This is a genomic window from Lysobacter sp. GCM10012299, assembly GCF_042649405.1.
Classification (GTDB): domain Bacteria; phylum Pseudomonadota; class Gammaproteobacteria; order Xanthomonadales; family Xanthomonadaceae; genus Lysobacter_J.
The window spans coordinates 448,110-467,136 of the sequence record NZ_JBHRZC010000004.1 but is presented as its reverse complement, the minus strand read 5'-3'; the positions used below and the strand labels follow the sequence as shown (position 1 = coordinate 467,136).

General features: G+C 68.6%; 20 protein-coding genes, 2 tRNA genes and 1 other RNA gene. 14 read left to right on the top strand and 9 right to left on the bottom strand.

Annotated elements, in window-relative coordinates; translation table 11 throughout:
- Window positions 1-116: 116 nt before the first annotated feature.
- Window positions 117-207 (bottom strand) — tRNA-Ser (locus tag ACFOPO_RS13270).
- 119 nt (window positions 208-326) lie between these two features.
- Between ACFOPO_RS13270 and ACFOPO_RS13265 the strand changes: the two genes are divergently transcribed.
- Complete coding sequence (locus ACFOPO_RS13265; RefSeq protein WP_386703672.1) at window positions 327-734, top strand: DUF6165 family protein; 408 nt, start codon at window positions 327-329, stop codon at window positions 732-734.
- Between the two features lie 45 nt (window positions 735-779).
- Here the strand turns inward: ACFOPO_RS13265 and ACFOPO_RS13260 are convergent, their stop codons facing one another.
- Both ACFOPO_RS13260 and ACFOPO_RS13255 read right to left on the bottom strand, forming a co-directional pair.
- Complete coding sequence (locus ACFOPO_RS13260; protein ID WP_386703671.1) at window positions 780-1,130, bottom strand: hypothetical protein; 351 nt, start codon at window positions 1,128-1,130, stop codon at window positions 780-782.
- Window positions 1,130-2,233, bottom strand: a complete 1,104-nt coding sequence (locus ACFOPO_RS13255; protein ID WP_386703670.1) for a glycosyltransferase family 9 protein — start codon at window positions 2,231-2,233, stop codon at window positions 1,130-1,132. The genes ACFOPO_RS13260 and ACFOPO_RS13255 overlap by 1 nt, the downstream gene beginning before the upstream one ends.
- 135 nt (window positions 2,234-2,368) lie before the next feature.
- Here ACFOPO_RS13255 and ACFOPO_RS13250 point away from each other — a divergent pair, with 135 nt between their 5' ends.
- The 6 genes from ACFOPO_RS13250 to ACFOPO_RS13225 are packed head-to-tail and all read left to right on the top strand — an operon-like array spanning window position 2,369 to window position 6,116.
- Complete coding sequence (locus tag ACFOPO_RS13250) at window positions 2,369-3,118, top strand: 3-deoxy-D-manno-octulosonic acid kinase (protein WP_386703669.1); 750 nt, start codon at window positions 2,369-2,371, stop codon at window positions 3,116-3,118.
- A 2-nt stretch (window positions 3,119-3,120) separates the two neighbouring features.
- Window positions 3,121-3,879: an MBL fold metallo-hydrolase gene (locus tag ACFOPO_RS13245; RefSeq protein ID WP_386703668.1), complete on the top strand. Its 759-nt coding sequence runs from the start codon at window positions 3,121-3,123 to the stop codon at window positions 3,877-3,879.
- Window positions 3,876-4,913, top strand: a complete 1,038-nt coding sequence (gene moaA, locus ACFOPO_RS13240; protein ID WP_386703667.1) for a GTP 3',8-cyclase MoaA — start codon at window positions 3,876-3,878, stop codon at window positions 4,911-4,913. The genes ACFOPO_RS13245 and moaA overlap by 4 nt, the downstream gene beginning before the upstream one ends.
- On the top strand, window positions 4,914-5,432 hold the full coding sequence (gene moaC, locus ACFOPO_RS13235) for a cyclic pyranopterin monophosphate synthase MoaC (protein ID WP_386703666.1): 519 nt from the start codon (window positions 4,914-4,916) through the stop codon (window positions 5,430-5,432).
- The gene (gene moaD / locus ACFOPO_RS13230; protein WP_386703887.1) at window positions 5,429-5,671 is read left to right on the top strand and encodes a molybdopterin converting factor subunit 1; all 243 of its coding nucleotides are present in this window, start codon (window positions 5,429-5,431) and stop codon (window positions 5,669-5,671) included. Before moaC ends, moaD begins: the two co-directional genes overlap by 4 nt.
- A 19-nt stretch (window positions 5,672-5,690) precedes the next feature.
- Window positions 5,691-6,116: a molybdenum cofactor biosynthesis protein MoaE gene (locus ACFOPO_RS13225; RefSeq protein ID WP_386703665.1), complete on the top strand. Its 426-nt coding sequence runs from the start codon at window positions 5,691-5,693 to the stop codon at window positions 6,114-6,116.
- A 35-nt stretch (window positions 6,117-6,151) separates the two neighbouring features.
- Here ACFOPO_RS13225 and ffs read toward each other — a convergent pair.
- Together ffs and ACFOPO_RS13215 are read right to left on the bottom strand one after the other, a co-directional pair.
- Window positions 6,152-6,248, bottom strand: an RNA gene (gene ffs / locus ACFOPO_RS13220) — signal recognition particle sRNA small type.
- Window positions 6,249-6,315: 67 nt separating this feature from the next.
- A tRNA-Ser gene (locus ACFOPO_RS13215) sits at window positions 6,316-6,408 on the bottom strand.
- A 148-nt stretch (window positions 6,409-6,556) separates the two neighbouring features.
- On the opposite strand from ACFOPO_RS13215, the gene dnaX reads away from it, so the two are divergent.
- From dnaX to ACFOPO_RS13195, 4 genes are all read left to right on the top strand, one after another.
- Entirely contained in the window at window positions 6,557-8,344 is a 1,788-nt protein-coding gene (gene dnaX, locus ACFOPO_RS13210; protein WP_386703664.1) for a DNA polymerase III subunit gamma/tau, read from the top strand.
- 76 nt (window positions 8,345-8,420) lie between these two features.
- Window positions 8,421-8,741, top strand: coding sequence for a YbaB/EbfC family nucleoid-associated protein (locus ACFOPO_RS13205; protein ID WP_158733669.1), 321 nt, complete (start codon window positions 8,421-8,423; stop codon window positions 8,739-8,741).
- A gap of 1 nt (window position 8,742) precedes the next feature.
- Window positions 8,743-9,345: a recombination mediator RecR gene (gene recR, locus ACFOPO_RS13200; RefSeq protein ID WP_386703663.1), complete on the top strand. Its 603-nt coding sequence runs from the start codon at window positions 8,743-8,745 to the stop codon at window positions 9,343-9,345.
- 64 nt (window positions 9,346-9,409) lie between these two features.
- Complete coding sequence (locus ACFOPO_RS13195; RefSeq protein ID WP_386703662.1) at window positions 9,410-9,760, top strand: histidine triad nucleotide-binding protein; 351 nt, start codon at window positions 9,410-9,412, stop codon at window positions 9,758-9,760.
- 9 nt (window positions 9,761-9,769) lie between these two features.
- Here ACFOPO_RS13195 and ACFOPO_RS13190 read toward each other — a convergent pair whose 3' ends face one another.
- The 4 genes from ACFOPO_RS13190 to ACFOPO_RS13175 all read right to left on the bottom strand — a co-directional run bounded on the left by ACFOPO_RS13190 (window position 9,770) and on the right by ACFOPO_RS13175 (window position 14,229).
- Window positions 9,770-10,258 carry a Slp family lipoprotein gene (locus ACFOPO_RS13190; RefSeq protein WP_386703661.1) on the bottom strand — a complete coding sequence of 163 codons (489 nt, stop codon included), beginning with the start codon at window positions 10,256-10,258 and terminating at the stop codon, window positions 9,770-9,772.
- A 25-nt stretch (window positions 10,259-10,283) separates the two neighbouring features.
- On the bottom strand, window positions 10,284-12,290 hold the full coding sequence (locus tag ACFOPO_RS13185; RefSeq protein ID WP_386703660.1) for a DUF3488 and DUF4129 domain-containing transglutaminase family protein: 2,007 nt from the start codon (window positions 12,288-12,290) through the stop codon (window positions 10,284-10,286).
- Entirely contained in the window at window positions 12,283-13,212 is a 930-nt protein-coding gene (locus ACFOPO_RS13180) for a DUF58 domain-containing protein (protein ID WP_386703886.1), read from the bottom strand. Before ACFOPO_RS13180 ends, ACFOPO_RS13185 begins: the two co-directional genes overlap by 8 nt.
- Before the next feature lie 63 nt (window positions 13,213-13,275).
- Complete coding sequence (locus tag ACFOPO_RS13175) at window positions 13,276-14,229, bottom strand: AAA family ATPase (protein ID WP_386703659.1); 954 nt, start codon at window positions 14,227-14,229, stop codon at window positions 13,276-13,278.
- A 95-nt stretch (window positions 14,230-14,324) separates the two neighbouring features.
- Here ACFOPO_RS13175 and ACFOPO_RS13170 point away from each other — a divergent pair, with 95 nt between their 5' ends.
- From ACFOPO_RS13170 to ACFOPO_RS13160, 3 genes are read left to right on the top strand one after another with little or no spacing between them, the layout of a single operon-like run.
- On the top strand, window positions 14,325-16,169 hold the full coding sequence (locus ACFOPO_RS13170; RefSeq protein ID WP_386703658.1) for an ArnT family glycosyltransferase: 1,845 nt from the start codon (window positions 14,325-14,327) through the stop codon (window positions 16,167-16,169).
- Window positions 16,170-16,226: 57 nt separating this feature from the next.
- Window positions 16,227-17,186 (top strand): glycosyltransferase family 2 protein, encoded by a 960-nt coding sequence (locus tag ACFOPO_RS13165; RefSeq protein WP_386703657.1) that lies wholly within the window; start codon window positions 16,227-16,229, stop codon window positions 17,184-17,186.
- Window positions 17,183-19,027 (top strand): hypothetical protein, encoded by a 1,845-nt coding sequence (locus ACFOPO_RS13160; RefSeq protein WP_386703656.1) that lies wholly within the window; start codon window positions 17,183-17,185, stop codon window positions 19,025-19,027. The genes ACFOPO_RS13165 and ACFOPO_RS13160 overlap by 4 nt, the downstream gene beginning before the upstream one ends.

Below are 19,027 nucleotides of genomic sequence, written 5' to 3'. Positions count from 1 at the left end.
GCCGCGAGGCAAGGAGAAGGCGGGGGAGGCGACGCAATATCCAGACCCGCTGCGGCCCGGGCCCGCCAATGCCCTCAAAACGCAAAACGCCCCACGAGGGGGCGTTTGCGTGAATCTGGCGGAGAGGGGGGGATTCGAACCCCCGGTACGCTATAAACGTACGCCTGATTTCGAGTCAGGTACATTCAACCACTCTGCCACCTCTCCGGGTGGTGCAGCGAGCCGGCAATTCTACGGGGCTTGCGCGCCTGCGGCAAGCACCAGGTCCGGTTTGCCGGCAACTTCCGCCGGCTACACTATCGATCCCCTGAACGAACGGCGACGTCATGTCCGAAATCCTGGTCCCGGTGTCCTTTGGCGAACTGCTCGACAAGATCGCGATCCTGCAGATCAAGTCCGAGCGCATGAGCGACCCCGCCAAACTGGCCAATGTCCGCAATGAACTGTCCGCGCTGGAAAAGACCTGGATGGCACATCCGGCCGCCGGCAACGACATCGCCCGCCTGCGCGCCGAGCTCAAGGCCGTCAACGAACGCCTGTGGGTGATCGAGGACGACATCCGCATCAAGGAGAAGGCGCAGGCCTTCGATGAGGAGTTCGTGCGCCTGGCCCGCGCCGTCTACTTCGAGAACGACGATCGCGCCCGCATCAAGAAGGACATCAACCTCGCGCTGGGCTCGGCCTATGTGGAGGAGAAGTCGTACCAGGACTACCGGACCGGCGCGACGCCGTAATCCTCATTTGCTGTCAGTTGGCCAACGCGTCAGTTGGCCAGCGCGTCAGTTGGCCAGCGCGTAAGCGGCCACCGCAAACGACAGCGCCGCCACCGTGGCGGCCACCGCCGCCACGATCTGCACCCGCACCAGGCGCTGCTCCTGCGCGGCCTGGTGCTGGCGCAGTTCGGCGATCGTGCGCTCCAGTTCCAGCGACGCCTGCTTGAGCGCCGTGATGGTCATTTCCATTTCGGCGGCCAGGGTCTTGATCGCCTGGTGGTTGAGGTCGACTGCATCCTGCAGCTCGCGGATCTGCTGCGGGATCTGGGTCGGCTCCTTGCCGCGGGTGAACATCGGGCGGGCCGCGCGGAGCAGTTCCGGCAGCAGCGGCGCGACCACGGTGAACCAGGCAGCCATCAGTTCGTCTCCGCACTTGCCGGGGCCGCGCGAGGCGGCAGTCGCTCGGCGCAATAGCGCTCGAATGCGTCGATCGCGTCTTCGACCGTGACCAGGTCCATGACGCCGTCATGCTCGATCTTGGTGCCCCAGCGCAGTTCCGCCGCCGGCTTGCCGAGGTATTTGCGCGCGGCATCGTCGTAGCGGTCGGCGCAATAGCGGCGGTCGCTGTAGGGGCCGCTGCGGGCCGGGTTGCTGGCCGCGTGCAGGCCCAGGACCTTCGTGCCCATCGCATTGCCGATGTGCATCGGGCCGGAGTCCGGAGTCACCAGCAACTGGCCGCGTTCGAGCAGGGCAGGCAGCTGCTTCAATGTGTCCTTGCCGACGAGGTCGAGCGCCGGATGATGCATGGCGGCCATGATCGCGTCGGTGGTCTGCCGTTCCAGTTCGCTGCGTCCGCCGCACAGCACCACCCGCCAGCCACGCGCGGCGGCGTGGTCGGCCAGTGCGGCATGCCGCTCCGGCCGCCAGTTGCGGCGGGCATGGCTGGAGCAGGGCGAGACCAGCATCGTCGGCGTGCCGTCGTCGGGCCATTGCTCACGTGCCCATTGCCGCGCCTCGTCGGGTACCGGCAGGTCCCATTGCACGCGGTCCTGGTGCAGGCCCAGCGGCTCGCAAAAACTGCCGATCGCATCGAGGACATGGATGCCAGGGCGATCGGGAATGCGTTCGTTGACGAACAGGCCGTGCAGGTCCTTCGAGCGCGAGCGGTCGTAGCCGATCCGCCGGCGTGCCGGAATGAAGGCAGAAAGCAGGTTCGCGCGGGCCGCGACCTGCATCTGCATCAGCACGTCGAAGCGCTGCTTTCCGCCAAGGCGCTGGCGCAGTTCGCGGCGCACGGCGCGCATGCCGGCCAGGCCGGTCTTCTTGTCGTACTCGACGAAGTCGACGTCGGGCAGGCCTGCCAGCAGGCGATGCTCGCCCTTGCCGATCACCCAGGTGATCCGTGCCTGCGGCCAGGCCGCCTGCAGCGTGCGCACCAGTGGCACGACATGGGTCACGTCACCCAGCGCGGACAGGCGCAGCAGGCAGATCGATTCCGGTGCAGCGGCAGTGGGCTTCATCGACTGCGCGCCCTAGCAGGACCGCTCGGCGTGGGCGGCATGCGCCCGGCGGCCCCGCGGTCGATCCGTCCGGACGGATTGCATGCGGCGCGTGAAGGCAGGTTGCTGGGCACGTGAATTGCTAGACTCCGGGGAATGACGGGGTTCGATGCTACCGAAGAGTTGACGCCGTTCCGCGACGACAGCGGATACGGAGCCATTCTGTTCGACCGTAACCGGGTGCGGCAAGCGAGCCCGGAGTGGTTCGTGCCGTCGTTCTGGGAGCAACGTGCGCGCCCGGTCGAGAGTGGCGGACGCGGTGGCGCCTGGTTCGTCGACGCGCCGTTCGGCCCCGCACTGTTGCGGCGTTACCTGCGCGGCGGCATGGCGGCTCGCGTCAGCCGCGATCGCTACTGGTGGCACGGCGCCGCCAGCACGCGCAGCTTCGCCGAGTTCCGCCTGACCCGGACCATGGCCGAGAAGGGCGTGCCGGTACCGCGGCCAATCGCTGCCTGTTATCGCCGCGACGGCATGTTCTACCGCGCCGCGATCCTGCTGGAGCGCCTCGATGACGTGCGCACCCTGGCCGACCGCGCCGCGGTCGCCGGCGACGGTGCGCCCTGGGAAGAGGCCGGCCGCCTGATCGCCCGCGCCCATCGCGCCGGCCTCGACCACGCCGACCTCAACGCCCACAACCTGTTGTTCACCACCACCGGTAGAGGCTGGATCATCGACCTCGACCGTGGCCGCATGCGCATTCCCGCCACCGCCTGGCGCGAACGCAACCTCGCACGGCTCAAGAGGTCGCTGCTGAAGCTGCGCGGCAACCGCAGCGTCGAGGAAGTCGAGCGCGATTTCGGCCGTCTGCGCGAGGCCTACGACCGCGCCTGGGATCGAGGCTATTGAGCATGGCTTGGCAACTGCGCCTGCACGGAGTCGGCAATGCGTCCGCGGTCGAGCTCGGCTCGGCGATGGCGACCATCGAGCGCAATGGGGCGCCATGGCTGACCATCGACTGTGGCGGCGAAGGCCTGACCGCGTACCAGGCGTATTACGGTGATGCACCGTCGGCGTTGTTCATCACCCATACCCACCTCGACCACGTCGCCGGCTTCGAGCGCCTGTTCGTTTCGACCTTCTTCAATCCGGAACGGCGCGGCAAGGTCCGCCTGTACGTGCCGGCCACCGTGTTGCCGCTGCTGCACCAGCGCGTGGGCGACTACCCGAATGCGCTGGCCGAAGGCGGGGTCAACTTCTGGGATGCCTTCCATGTGATCCCGGTCGGCGGCTCCTTCTGGCACGACGGCGTGCGCCTGGAAGTATTCGCCACCCGCCACCACTGGCCCGAGACCGCCTATGGTCTGCGACTGCATGGCAGCGTGGTGTGGACCGGCGACACCCGCCCGATCCCGGAGATGCTGGCGCGCTATGCCGATGCGGGTGAGCTGATCGCCCACGATTGCGCGCTGCACGGCAACCCCTCGCACAGCGGCATCGAAGACCTCGAACGCGAATACACGGCGGCGCTGCTCGCGCGCTGCCTGCTGTACCACTATGGCAATCGCGAGGAAGGCGAGATTCTGGCCGCCCGCGGTTACCGCGTCGCCCATCCGGGCCAGGTCGTGGCGCTTGAGGCGCCGACGGCCATGCAGGTGCAGCCGGCATGAGTGCCGTACCGTCGCCGTCGCCGCTGCCGCCGTCGTCGCTGCCGCATGACCTGCGCGGCCGGCCGTTGCGTGATCTGCGCCTGTCGGTGATCGAGGCGTGCAATTTCCGTTGCCCGTATTGCATGCCGGCCGAGCGCGTGCCGGACGATTACGGCTTCGATGCGGCGTCGCGCCTGTCGTTCGACGAAATCGAGACGTTGGTGCGCGGCTTCGTGGCGCTCGGCGTCAACAAGCTGCGCCTCACCGGCGGCGAGCCGTTGCTGCGCAAGCGGCTGCCGCAGCTGGTGGAACGGCTGGCGGCGATCGGCGGGCTGGAAGACATCGCCCTGACCACCAATGGTTCCCTGCTGGCGCCGCAGGCGCGCGCGCTGCGCGACGCCGGCCTGGGCCGCATCACGGTCAGCCTGGATGCACTCGATCCGCAGCGCTTCAGGCAGATGAGCGGCGGCCGCGGCGACATCGCCGATGTGCTGGCGGGCATCGAGGCTGCGCAGGCGGCGGGTTTCGCCTCGATCAAGCTCAACTGCGTGGTCGAACGCGGCATCAACGAAGACCAGGTACTGCCGCTGCTCGAGCATTTCCGTGGCAGTGGCCACGTGCTGCGCTTCATCGAGTACATGGACGTGGGCACCTGCAACGGCTGGGTGCGCGATCGCGTGGTGCCTTCGGCGGAGCTGCGCGACCGCATCGCCGCGCGCCGGCCATTGCGTGCCCTGGAAGCCAACTACCGCGGCGAAGTGGCATCGCGCTACGCCTTTGCCGATGGCCTGGGCGAAGTCGGCTTCGTCAGCTCGGTCAGCGAACCGTTCTGCGGCGACTGCCATCGCGCCCGCGTGTCTGCCGACGGCAAGCTCTATACCTGCCTGTTTGCGTCCGACGGCCACGACCTGCGACCGGCGCTGGCGCAGGGCGAGTCGTCATTGCGCGAGCGCGTGACCCGCCTGTGGACGCACCGTGGTGACCGTTACAGCGAACTGCGCGGAGCGGCTGGCGCATCGCGCCAGCATGTCGAGATGTACCTGATCGGCGGTTGAATGAAGGCCCAGACTCCATCCATGCGAAAAGCATCCACGCGAAAGCAGCTGACGCATATCGACCCGGACGGCCGTCCGGCCATGGTCGACGTTTCCGCGAAGGCAGTGACCGCGCGCGAGGCGCGCGCCGAATGCAAGGTGCGCTTCCCCCCGGCCGTGGCAGCGCAGTTGCGCGCATCCGGGCTGAAAAGCGCCAAGGGCGGCATCGTCGATACCGCGATCATCGCCGGCACCATGGCGGTCAAGCGTACCCATGATTTGATTCCGTTCTGCCATCCGCTGCCGATCGACGGTTGCCGGATAGCCGTCGACTGGGACGGCACGACCACGCTGCGCATCGAATGCACCGTGCGCACCACGCACCGAACCGGCGTGGAGATGGAAGCGCTGACCGGCGCAACCGTGGCAGCGCTGACGGTCTACGACATGTGCAAGGCGCTCTCGCACGCGATCGTTCTGGGCCCGGCGCGGGTGCTGGGCAAGCGCGGCGGCCGCCATGACATCGGGACGATGGGCTGATGGCTGCGGCCACCGTGCTGTACTTTGCCAGCCTGCGCGATGCCGCCGGCGTCGCCAGCGAATCGGTCGAGGCGGCGGGCGACCTGCGCGGCCTGTACGAGACGTTGCGCGCGCGCCATGGCTTCGCCCTGCCGCCCGAGCGCCTGCGCGTGGCCGTCGACGGCGAGTTCGCGCGCTGGGAACAGCCGGTTCGCGCCGGCAGCGAGATCGCCTTCATTCCTCCGGTCAGCGGCGGCTGACCGGAACAGCAGCAACGACATGACGAAGCATTTCAGCCTTTCCGAAACTCCGTTCGACACCGCCACCCTGCGCGCACAGCTGCTCGACGACCGCGTCGGCGGCTATGCCAGCTTCGAGGGCTGGGTCCGCGACCACAACGACGGCCGTGCCGTGCACGGCCTGCGCTACGAGGCCTACGCCGCGCTGGCGGAAGCCGAAGGCGAGCGCGTGCTGGCCGAGGCGCTGGCGAAGTTCGACATCCTCGATGCGCGCTGCGTGCACCGCGTCGGCGACCTGGCGATCGGTGAAATGGCGGTGTGGGTGGGGGTGAGCGCCGCGCATCGCGACGCCGCGTTTGCCGCCTGCCGATTCGTCATCGACGAGGTCAAGGCTCGCGTGCCGATCTGGAAGCATGAGCGCTACGCCGACGGCGATGCCGGCTGGCTGCACCCGCAGCAGACCTGATCGCCACGAATCGCCCGGGGACGCAAAAGGCGATGGCCCCGCCGGCTGACCTCGGCACCCGCATCAGTCAATACCGTTGCTGCCTTCCGGCCCTGGCGGAGTTTTCGACCTAGCGTCGCGAGGGGCCGACGGGGCCACCATAGAGACTTTCATCAAAAGCCCCGCGTTGGCGGCGGGGCTTTTCCCACACTGTTGAAGCTGGCGGAGAGAGGGGGATTCGAACCCCCGAAGCGCGGTTTAGACGCTTACACACTTTCCAGGCGTGCTCCTTCAACCACTCGGACACCTCTCCGCACCTTGGCTTCCCAACCCCTGAACGCGGCATCCAGCCGTTTTGCAGGGGTCGCAGATTCTAGCCGCCGCCGGTCCCCGGGACAAGCGCGATCGTCGGCCGCGGCGCCAGTCGCGGTGCGCGCGACTGGGCATGGCAGAATGTGGCCATGTCCTACCTCGTCCTCGCCCGCAAGTGGCGTCCGAAGCGCTTCGCCGAACTGGTCGGACAGGAGCACGTGGTCCGTGCGCTGACCAATGCGCTCGATTCCGGCCGCGTCCACCACGCCTTCCTGTTCACCGGCACCCGCGGTGTCGGCAAGACGACCATCGCGCGAATCTTCGCCAAGTCGCTGAACTGCGAGCGCGGCACGTCGGCCGAGCCCTGTGGCGAGTGCGGCGCCTGCCGGGACATCGATTCCGGGCGCTTCATCGACCTGCTGGAGATCGACGCCGCCAGCAATACCGGTGTCGATGACGTCCGCGAGGTCATCGACAACGCCCAGTACATGCCCAGCCGCGGTCGGGTGAAGGTCTACCTGATCGACGAAGTGCACATGCTGTCCAAGTCGGCCTTCAACGCGCTGCTGAAGACGCTGGAGGAGCCGCCGGGGCACGTGAAGTTCCTGCTCGCCACGACCGATCCGCAGAAGCTGCCGGTGACGGTGCTGTCGCGCTGCCTGCAGTTCAACCTCAAGCGCCTGGACGAGCAGCAGATCAACGGGCAGATGACCCGGATCCTGGAAGCCGAGGGCATTGCTGCGGAGGCCGGCGCCATCCGCCAGCTCGCCAAGGCCGCCGACGGCAGCCTGCGCGACGGTCTGTCGTTGCTCGACCAGGCCATCGCCTACACCGGCGCCAGCGCCGGTGGCGGCACGCTGGGCGACGCCGGCGTGGCGACCATGCTGGGCACGGTCGACCGTACCCGCGTCGGTGCGCTGCTCTCGGCCCTGGCCGAAGGCGATGGCGAGCGATTGCTGGCCGAGGTGGCCGTGCTGGCCGAGTTCTCGCCGGACTGGGGCAGCGTGCTGGAGGCTTTCAGCGACGCCCTGCACCGGATCCAGGTGCGCCAGCTGGTGCCCGAGGCGCAGGTCGAGGCCGATGGCGTCGACATCGATGCGCTGGCCGGGCAGTTGCGGCCGGAAGTGGTGCAGCTGTGGTACCAGATGGCGCTCAACGGTCGTCGCGACCTGGCGCTTGCACCGAGCCCGCGTGCCGGTTTCGAGATGAGCGTGCTGCGCATGCTGGCGTTCCGTCCGGGTGATGGCGATGGCGCCCGCGCGCCGGGCGAGCCGACACAGTCAGCACGCAACCCCGCACCGCGCAGCGCCGCAACTGCTGCGCCTGCTGATCCGGCGCCGCGCGAGCGCACGCCACCGCCGAGCCCGTTCGCCGCTGAAGCGCCGCGACCGCAGCCGCCAGTCGCGCCGCCGGCACGTCCGACGCCTGCACCGGTCGCGGAGCCTGTCGCCGCGGAGCCTGTCGTGGCAGAGCCTGTCGTGGCCAGGGCACCCGCGACGCCGCCCGCGCCGATGCCGGCCGACGCCACTTTCGTTCACGGTGCCGGCATTGCCGACGCCGATGCCTGGCACGCGATGGTCGCTGCCACCAGCCTGCGCGGTCCGGCGCGGATGCTTGCCGAGCACGCGGGTTTCGTTTCGTACTCCGAAGGTGTGCTGAGCCTGTCGCTGGCGCCGGTCGACGACCACCTGCGCAGCCCTGCGCTGGTCGAGCTGATGGCCGAGGCGCTGGCGCCGACGTTGGGCGCCACGCCGCAGGTGCGTTTCGTCGAGGCCCGCTCGGCGGAATCGCTGCACCAGCGCAACGAGCGCAGCCGCGACGAGCGCCAGGCCGCGGCCGAGGCGACTTTCATGAGCGATCCCGACGTGCAGCGGCTGATCTCCCAGCACGGCGCCAAGGTCGTGCCGGATTCGATCCGGCCCTACGACGAGAAATAATCCCCCGCCAGCGCGCAGTGCGCATGGCCGTCGCCCCTGACGCAGGGGCTCCATTGCCAGAAGACGAGTGAAAGACATGCGTGGAAACATTGCCCAATTGATGCAGCAAGCGCAGAAGATGCAGGAAAACGTGCAGCGCGCGCAGGAAGAACTGGCCAAGCTCGAGGTCACCGGCAATGCCGGCGGCGGCATGGTCAGTGTCACCATCACCGGCCGCATGGAGTGCCGCAAGGTCCGCATCGACCCGAGCGTGCTCAGCGACCAGGAAATGGTCGAAGACCTGATCGCCGCGGCATTCAACGACGCGGTCAACAAGGTCAACGCCGAATCGCAGTCGAAGATGTCGGCCGCCACCGCCGGCATGCCGATTCCGCCCGGCATGAAGATGCCGTTCTGACTTGAGCTCGCTTCTCGAACAACTCATCGAGGCGTTCCGCGTGCTGCCCGGCGTCGGCCAGAAGTCGGCGCAGCGCATGGCCTACCACGTGCTGGAGCGCGAGCGCGCCGGTGGCCAGCGCCTGGCCGATGCGCTGTCGGCCGCGGTCGAGAACATCGGCCATTGCGCGCGCTGTCGCGACTTCACCGAAGGTGAGGTCTGCGCGACCTGCGCCAGCGCCTCGCGTGACGCGCATCAGTTGTGCGTGGTCGAATCGCCGGCCGATCGCCTCGCGATCGAACAGGCCACCGGTTATCGCGGCCTGTATTTCGTGTTGCAGGGTCGGCTGTCGCCATTGGACGGCATCGGCCCGCGCGAGCTCGGACTGGACTCGCTGGCCGCGCGCCTGGCCGAAGGCGAGGTTCAGGAAATGATCATCGCCACCAATCCGACCGTCGAAGGCGAGGCCACCGCGCATTACCTCGCGCAGCTAGCCCGCCAGCACAAGGTGCGTCCGAGCCGCCTCGCCCATGGCGTGCCGCTGGGTGGTGAACTGGAGTACGTCGACCGCGGCACGTTGTCGCACGCGTTCGGCAGCCGCAGCGAGATGACCGACCGCGATTGATGCGGGCCGGCTCCGCGCGGGCGTAAAGTCGCGTTTGACCCGACACCAACAGCAGCCGAGCGCCATGTCCGAGACTATCTTCCACAAGATCATCAAGCGCGAGATCCCGGCCGACATCGTCTTCGAGGACGAGCACCTGATCGCGTTCCGCGACATCGCCCCGCAGGCGCCGGTGCACGTGCTGTTCGTGCCCAAGACCGATGTCGCCACGCTCAACGACCTGCAGCCGGACCAGGCTGCGATCGTCGGCCGCCTCGCAGTGGCGGCGGCGGACTACGCCAAGCGTGAAGGCTTTGCCGAAGATGGCTACCGGATCGTCATGAACTGCAATGGCCACGGCGGGCAGACGGTGTTCCAGATCCACCTGCACCTGCTCGCGGGAGCGCCGCTGGGGCGGTTCGGAACCTCGCGCTGAGCCTGGGCCTTACCACCAACCCCACCACGGCCACGGCGCCGCCGGATAGCCGACGACGTCGACCGTCTCGCGCACCGGCCACAGGTAGACCACGTCGGCCTCGACCTGCGGGAAACGGTAGTCGTACTCGCCGATGCGGCGGTTCTGGTAGCCGCTGACGCGACCGACGAAGGTGACTTCGCGATTCTTCTCGAATACCGCCGGGTCGTAGAAGCCGGTACGGCAGGCAATGAAACGTCCGCCGGTGTCGTCGCTGCCCCAGTACGGTCGGGCGTTGTCGCCCAAGTACGTCGAGATCATCTCGAAGCAGGTGCGGTTGGGCTGCGGCTCGACAGCGACCACGCGGCCGCCCCAGCGCACGGTGGCACCGGTGATGTCGCTGGCCGACGCGTCGCGCGGCGTGATCTGGTTGAACTCGCCCTGCAGCGGTTGCGGTGCCGTGACGCAGGCGGCCAGCATCAACGTGCCGAGGGAGAGTAGGGCGAGGCGAACCTTCATCGGCGAGCTCCTGGAGTCCTTCGCATTAGCCATTATTGCCATTGCCGTCATTGCGGGGCGACGGGCGATGCGCACGCAACGCCTGGGTCAAGGCGCGGGCCGAACGTCCCCCCGGTTCGCCGTCAGCGTACCGCCAATCGCTGAAACGGTCGCTGATCACCCGCAACCCGGTGGCCAGCTCGGGCCGGGCCGCTGCGACCCGCTCGACCCAGCGACCGGCCGGTTCGTCGGGAAGGCGCTCCAGGCCGAACGGGCGATAGCGGCGGGCCATCGCGTGCCAGGCGCGAAGCACCGGGTCGGGCTCGCGCTCGTTGCGGCGGCTGAACCACACCATCCACAGCAGTCCCATCGCCACGGCCAGCATCAGCAGCAGCACCAGGGTGCGGTCGTCGATGCGCTCGATACCGAGCGGCCGCAGCAGGCGTTGCTGGCGATTGGCGTCGAAGCCGAGGACGAAGTCGTTCCAGCCACGTCGCAGCCAGTCGCCGACGTCGATGAGCGAGTGCCCGCCGGTCAGGCCGCCGAGCAGGCCGCCGGCGATGGAGCGGCGATCGTCGATCGTGTCGTAGATGCGCTCGGGTGCGACGGCGGCGGTCGGGTCCACGCGCACCCAGCCGCGCCCGCGCAGCCAGACCTCGGCCCAGGCGTGGGCATCGGAGCGACGTACCAGCCAATAGCCGCCGACCGAATTGCGGTAGCCGCCGGCGTAGCCGGTGACCACGCGCGCGGGGATGCCGGCGCCGCGCATCAGCACGACGAACGACGAGCTGAAGTGCTGGCAGAAACCGGCGCGCTGGTCGAACAGGAATTCGTCGATGCTGTTGCGCCCCGGCAGCGGCACTTCCAGGGTGTAGGCGAAGTCGCGGCGGATCCAGTCGAGGGCGCGCTTCACGATCGCGCTGTCCGCGGACGCGCTGCCGAACGAACGACCGGCCTCGACGCGCCATTGCCTGGCCAGCGCGAGCGTGCGCGGGTTGAAGCCCGCCGGCAGCTGCAGCGCGTACTTGCGCGTCTGTGGCGACAGCCTCGCTTCGTAGCGCAGAGGCGGCGCCGACTGCATGCGCCAGCGGCTGACGCCGGTCAGCTGGGTCAGCGACTGCAGGTTGTGGTCCGGGTCCAGTTCGCTGCCGCTCGGCGCGGAGAGCAGCAAGTCGAGGGCAACGAGCTGGCGGCGTTCGGTGGGCTCCATCTCGATCTCGTAATCCCAGCGCTGCGGGCCCGGCTCGACGTCGGTTTCGCTCCAGCCGGCCATCCATCGCGGCTGCCTCCAGGTGCGGCCGTCGAAATCCCACATCACCGGCCCGCGCCAGTACATCTGCGAAGGCGACGGCACCTTTCCGAAGAAGCGTGCGCGCAGGGCGGGGCGGTCATCGACCATGAGGTCATTCCAGTCGCCCGGACTCATGCGGTCCGAAAGGCCGGTGCTGCCCATGGCACGTTCGGGGATGCCCCACAGCGGCGAGCCCAACCGTGGGAACAGCCAGAATGCGGCCAGCGCCAGCGGCAGCCCGAGCGCAAGCAGGCGGGCGGTGCCGGCCATGCGCCGGGCAGGTGAAACATCGCGACGAACGTCGCCGGATTCGACATCCGCCAGCAGTTGCAACGCAGCCAGCGCCAGCAGGGTCGCAGTCAGGCCCAGTGCCAGCGACAGGGGGCCCTGGTCGAGCAGGAAGGTGGCAAACGGTGCGAACAATGCGAAGCCGAGCAGGCTGCGCGCGTCGCGCAGGCTGAAGGTCTCCGACGGTTTGATCGCCAGCATCGCCGCCAGCAACGCGCAACCGGTGTCCCGGCCGATCGAGAAATCGCTCATCGCCAGCACCGTCGCGATCAGCACCACCGACAGCAACAGTCGGATGAGGCCATGCAGCGGCTGGCGCCAGGACATGGCAACCACCGCCACGGCGCTGAGAGCGATGGTCACCGCGATTGCCAGCGGCAACTGCAACAGCAACGGCAACAGGCAGACAGCGGCGCTGAGCAATGCCCAGCGACGGCTGCGAGGATCGAGCGCTGGCGCGGCCGGATCAGCCATGGGGCATCAACGCCAGTGCGCGCAGGCAGGCGTGCCGGTGTTGCGGTCCGCGGTCGGGCCCCAACGCGGCATGGCCGGGAAGGCGCAGCTGGTAGCGCCGTCCTTCGCGTTCGGCGTCGTCGATCCATCGCGCCAGGCGGGCAATCCGCGCTTCGTAGCCGATGCCGGCGATTTCGCGCCAGTCGAGCACGACTTCGGCGCCAAGGGGTTGCTCGAACTCGCGCACCAGCAGCGTGTCACGCCGTGCCGAAGGCTTCCAGGCGATGGCCCGGCGTGCATCACCGCTGCGATAGCCGCGCAGGTGATGGACATCGTCGCCGCTCGGGTGCACCCGCGACTGGACACGATCACCGTGGCCTGCCGGCAGCGGCGGACCGCTGGCCTCGGGCGCCGGGTAGACCAGCAACGGCGACTCCGGCCAGACATAGGCCCATGCCCGTGCCAATCCCAGCGGACGCGTGGTCGACAGTCGCAGCTTGGGCAGGTCGAACCAGCCGCGCTGCTGCGTCGGCAGCAGCAATTGCGACTCACCGCTGCCTCTATCGAGATTGAGGATGCCAGGCGCGGCGTCGAACGTACCGTCATCGTCCAGGCGCAGTCCGCGACGCACGCGACCGGGCGCGGCGCGCGCGTACAGGCGAACGCACAGCGCGGCGCCCGCAGCGACCGGTTCGGCGTCGGCCGTGACCAGCTCCAGTCCCGACAATTGCATCTGCGCCGCGACGAGACTGGCGAGGCCGGCACCGGCCAGCATCAGGCCGAGCAGCAGCGCGGGATTGTTGTTGTAGTTCAGCGCGCCCAGCAGCATCGTCAAGAGCAGCAGCGCATAGAACAGCCCGAACCGCGTCGGCAGCACGTAGATGCGACGACGGTGCAGTACGCACGGCAAGGTCTCCGGATCGCGCGGACGCGTCCAGACCATGGCCCAGGCGTGCAATCGCGAGCGCAGGCGCACCGGCGTCTGGCGGTCCGGCCGCGACATCGCTCAGTCCACCGGCACCGCATGCAGGATGGCCTTCGCCAATGCTGCATCCTTGCCGGCATCGACCTCTCCGACGAGGCGATGCGCAGCCACGGCGGGGAACAGTGCCTGCACGTCCTCGGGCAGCACGTGCGCGCGTCCAAGCAACAGTGCGTAAGCGCGTGCTGCGCGCAGCAACGCCAGGCCGGCGCGCGGCGACAGGCCGACGCGTACGCCCGGGTGGCGGCGGCTGCGTGCCATCAGCGCCTGCACGTAGGCGACCAGCGCCTCGCTGGCATGCACCTGCTGCACCGAGCGGCGGGCGGCGAGCACATCCTCGCTGCCGAGCAGGGGCAGCACGCGCGCGATCAGGTCGCGACGGTCGTCGCCGGCCAGCAGGTGGCGTTCGGCGTCAGCGTCCGGATAGCCCAGGCTCAGGCGCAGCAGGAACCGGTCCAGCTGGGAATCCGGCAACGGATACGTGCCGGACAGGTCGACCGGGTTCTGCGTGGCGATGACGAAGAACGGTTCCGGCAGCGCATGCGTCGTGCCATCGACCGTGACCTGGTATTCGGCCATCGCTTCCAGCAGCGCGCTCTGGGTGCGCGGCGGCGCGCGGTTGATTTCATCCGCCAGCAGCACCTGGGCGAACACCGGGCCGGGATGGAACTGGAATTGGCGTGCTTGCGGGTCGAACACCGACACGCCCACGACATCGGCCGGCAACAGGTCGGAAGTGAACTGCACGCGCTGGAAATCCAGCCCGAGGGTCGCCGCCAGGGCGTGGGCGAGCGTGGTCTTGCCCAGGCCAGGCAGGTCCTCGATCAGCAGATGGCCGCCTGCAAGGAGCGCGACGAATGCCAGGCGCACCTCGTGCGGTTTGCCCAATACCAGCGAATTGACTTGCGCCTGGGCGCGTTCAAGGGCGCCTCGCAGGCCATCGGTTAGCATGGTCGCCGTCGAAAGGGATACCGCCATCGCGCGTGTGCTCCTGTTGGATGTTGCCGCTGGCGGCGTACGCCGGCGCTTCGCCCGTGACGAATTCCCTCAGAGTGTAGCGAGGTCACGAACGGATGCGGGATGCGGTGCAGGAACGTCGCATGTTCTGGGAGCTGTGGGTCGCAGTGCTGGCGATCAAGCTGGTCGTGGCCGCCCGCCTGCCATTGTTCGTCGACGAGGCGTTCTACTGGCAGGAGGGGCAACACCTGGCCGCGGCCTATTCGGACCTGCCCGGCCTGACGGCATGGCTGACCCGCCTGGGAACCCACGTCGGCGGCGACCATGCGTTTGCCGTGCGCCTGCCGTTCCTGCTGATCGCCTCCCTGGTGCCGTGCCTGATGGTGCATATCGCCGCGCGCGAGTTCGGTGCGCGCGCCGGCTGGCTGGCCGGTTGCTTCACGCTGCTGCTGCCGCTGGCCGGCAGCCTGGGCGTGATGGCCTTGCCGGATGCGGCGATGGCGTTGGCAACCTTGCTGTGCGTCGACGCGGGTGCACGCCTGCTGCGACAGGTGACGCCCGAGACCGCGCTCGAACTGGCCATCGGCCTGGCGCTGGGTGCGCTGTGCCATTACCGCTTCATCGCCGTGATCGCCGTCGGCTTCATCGCCCTGGCGATGCTGGCCGAAGGTCGGCGGGCGCTGCGTGACGTTCGCGTGCTGGTGGCGATCGCGTTCGGGGCATCGGCCTGGGCGCCACTGGTGGCCTGGAACCTCGACAACGCCGACGCCGGGCTGCGCTTCCAGCTGGTCGACCGCCACCCATGGGCATTCCATGCCGATGCGGTCTGGTTCATCGTCATCCAGGCGTTGCTGGTGACGCCGTTGCTGTTCGCCGCGCTGGCCGTCGCCGCGCGCCGCGGACTGACCAGCACCGACGCCCCGCAGCGCTACTTCGCGCTGCTCGGTGCCGGCGTCGTCACGGGATTCTTCGCGCTCGGTTTTTTTGCCGATACCGAGCGGGTCAGCTTTCACTGGCCGTTGCCGGGCTACCTGGCACTGCTGCCGCTGTTGCCGGCGGTGTTGTGGCGCTGGCCGCGCGGATGGCGGCTGGCCACGGTCGGGCTGGCCGGGGTCGGGCTGGTGGCCAACCTGGGCTATTACCTGGCCGTCGCGCAGCCCGGCGTGCGCGAACGCAATGCGGCCGAGAAGTGGTATCCGAGCAACTTCTCCGGCTGGGAACCGCTGGCCCGCGCGGTGCGTGCGCGGCTGGCAACGATGCCGGCCGGGACGCGCGTGGTGGCGGACAACTTCAAGATCGGCGCCGAACTGGGGTTCGCCCTGGGCGACCCTCGCATCGCCGTGCTCGACCACCCGATCAATCACAAGCATGGCCGCGCGCCGCAGTTGCGCCTGTGGGGCCTGCAGAGCGCCGGGCGTGCCGAGTGGGGCGACAAGCCGGTGCTGGTCGTGGTCGGCACCACCGAGATCAAGTACCGCGACCTGCTGGCCCGTTACCACGATCTGTGCGCGATGGTCGGACCGTTGCCGCCACCGCAGGTGCTGAACATCGACCATGGCCGCCAGCGCTTCATGCTGTTCGCCATGGATGGGAAGCCGGTGCAAGGTGGCTGCACGACACCGGCGATGGCCTGGGTCGATGCGCCGGTGGCCGATGCGCGTGTTGGCAGGCGCTTCAACGTCAAGGGCTGGGCCTTCAAGGACGGCGTCGGCCTGGCCGGCATCGACGTCCTGCTCGATGGCCAGGTCGTTGCCCACGCGGCCTACGGACGCGTCTTCGAGGGCCTCACGGACGTATGGCCGCAATCGAGCGATCCGCAGCATCCGAACGTGGGCTTCGACGCGGACGTTTCCCTGCCGCCGGAGTCGTTCAAGCCAGGGCGCCACTGGCTGGGCCTGCGCCTGCGCGGCCGCGACGGCAGCGAGGAAACCTGGGCGGAGCGTCCCATCCTGGTCGACTGAGTCACGCCCGCGCCGCGCCGCGCCGGTAGACTGTGCGCCTGAATCGGGGACGACGTAATGGAAGCAGCCGAACAGGCGCCACGGATTGCCGTGCTGGTGCCATGCCACAACGAAGCGGCGGCGATCGCCAAGGTGATCGCGGATTTCCGGGCCAGCCTGCCGGCGGCCGACATCCACGTGTTCGACAACAATTCCACTGACGGCACCGCGCAGGTCGCGCGCGCCGCAGGGGCCAGCGTGCGGCACGTCCAGTTGCAGGGCAAAGGCAATGTCGTGCGGCGGATGTTCGCCGAGGTCGATGCCGACATCTACGTGCTGGTCGACGGCGACGACACCTACGACGCCGCAGCCGCGCCGATGCTGGTCGAGCGCCTGCGCAGTGACGACCTGGACATGATCGTCGGTTCGCGCGCCCACCAGGACGCCGCTGCGTACCGCTCCGGCCACCGCACCGGCAACGTGCTGCTGACGCGTTGCGTGGGGTTGCTGTTCGGTCGCAGTTTCGACGACATGCTGTCCGGCTACCGGGTGTTCTCGCGGCGCTACGTGAAGTCGTTCCCCGCCCATTCCAGCGGATTCGAGATCGAGACCGAACTGGCCGTGCATGCGCTGCAACAGCGCATGCCGGTGGCCGAGGTCGCCACGGCCTACGGCGTCAGGCCGGAAGGTTCGGCCAGCAAGCTGCGTACTTACCGCGATGGCACGCGGATCCTCTTCATGATCGCCCGGCTCTTCAAGAACGAGCGCCCGCTGGCGTTCTTTTCCATCCTGACGGCGCTGTGCGTCCTGGTTTCACTGGTGCTGGCCTGGCCGCTGCTGCTGACGTACCTGCAGACCGGACTGGTACCGCGGTTTCCCACCGCGATCCTGTGCGTGGCGCTGGTGTTGCTCGGCGCGATCCTGTTTGCCTGCGGCCTGATCCTGGACACGGTCACGCGCGGGCGCATCGAGTTCAAGCACCTGATGTACCTGTCGGTATCCGCCGCCAAGCGGGCGCGGGCTGCGAGGGTGCCTTGAGCGCACTGCGTCGGCGTTGGCAGTCGGCCTCGGCATTTCTGGACCGGCGATTCGGATTCCATCGCGTTGCCAATGCGGTGTGGGCGGCCGTGTCGGTCGCGCTGCTTTGCGGCCTGGCATCGGTATGGCGAGGCCAGGACAGCAACTGGGACCTGCGCAACTACCACCTCTACAACGCCCATGCGTGGCTGACGGACCGCCTCGCCACGGACCTGGCGCCGGCGCAGCTGCAGAGCTACTTCGTACCCTGGCTCGATGTGCCGTACTTCCTCGCCGCGCAGCACTGGCCGAAGTTGACGGCAATGATCCTGGGCATGTGGCACGGCCTTGCGTTTGCGCTCGTCGCCGGCATCGGTTGGCTGGCACTGGCCGGACGGTCGGACCGTGCACGCCTGGCTCCGCTGCTGGCGCTGGCGGGGTGCCTGAGTGCGGTATTCCTGTCCGAACTGGGCACCACGATGGGCGACAACACCACGGCGGTGTTCGTGCTCGCGGCCGTGCTGATGGTGTTGCAGGCGACGCGTGTCGAGCGCCTGTCATGGCACTGGTGGCTCGCGGGCGTCGTGCTCGGCCTCGGGGTGTCGCTCAAGCTTACAAACGCGGTCTATGCGCTGGCGCTGGGCGTGGCGGTTCTCTCCGGCCCGTGGTCGTGGACGCTGCGGATCCAGCGCGCCGCCGCGCTCACGGCAACGACCACTGCAACCATTGCCCTGGTGGCCGGGCCGTGGTTGTGGCGGATGTGGCGCCAATTCGGCAATCCGCTGTTCCCGCAGTTCAATGGCTGGTTCCAGGCCCCGCTGGCGATCCCGGTGTCGGTGGCGGACCAGCGCTGGTTGCCATCGGGCGTGATCGAGGCCGCATTGCGCCCGATCAAGTTCACGATCAATCCGTTTCTGGTCAGCGAAGTTCCCCTGCTGCAGATCATCTGGGCGGTGCTTTACCTCCTGGCCATCGCCGCCATGGTGGCGTGGTTCCTGCGCCGCCGTGCCGGCGGCAACCGGCAGGACATGGCAGTCAATGCACCGGCGCGATTGCTGCTGGTGTTCTTTGCGGTGGCCTTCGTCGCCTGGGTGGCGGTCTTCAGCATCCACCGCTACCTGGCGGTGCTCGAACTGCTCGCGCCGCTGGTGCTGTGGCTGCTGGCCGAGCGGGTGTTTGCGCCGGCGCTGGCCGCGCGCGTGGCGAAGTGCGCGATCGCCGCGACCATCGCGGTGACGCTGGTCGGCAGTTGGCTGGCCGGGTGGGGGAACTGGGGCCACGCCGGCTGGACAGACACGGCGTTCCAGGTCGAAGTGCCCAAGATGGACCAGCCCGCGCAGTCGACGGTGCTGCTGGTGGGGACCGAGCCGCAGGCGTGGCGCATTGCATTCCTGCCCGCGGCCGCGGCGTACGCGTCGGTGGGCTCGAACCTGCCCGAATCTGCTCACTACGCAGACGTCATCCGTGCGCGCATCGCTGCACGCCCGGGTCCGGTCTACGCGATGGTGCCGGCAGACGTCGACAACCGCATGGAAAAGCGCCGGGCGCGATTGGCGCAGATCAATGCCTGGGCCGCAAGGCTGGGGCTCGATCGCGGCGACTGCGGGCTGCTGCGCAAGGTCGCGCGAAACCGCCGGGCCGACGTACAGCTCGGCGATGGGCGTTGTCGCATGACGACGCGCGCGGACGAATCAGGGAGCAACGTCGCGATGGCAAATCGCGCGCTGGCCGAGACTGCGGTGCAGACGCTTGCGCGCTACGGCTTGCTGATGGAACCGGGCCGTTGCCGTGTCCACGCCGCATCGATCGGTGCGGAGGCGGTGCCGTACCAGTGGTGCCCGGTCGAGCGCCCGGCGCACTGA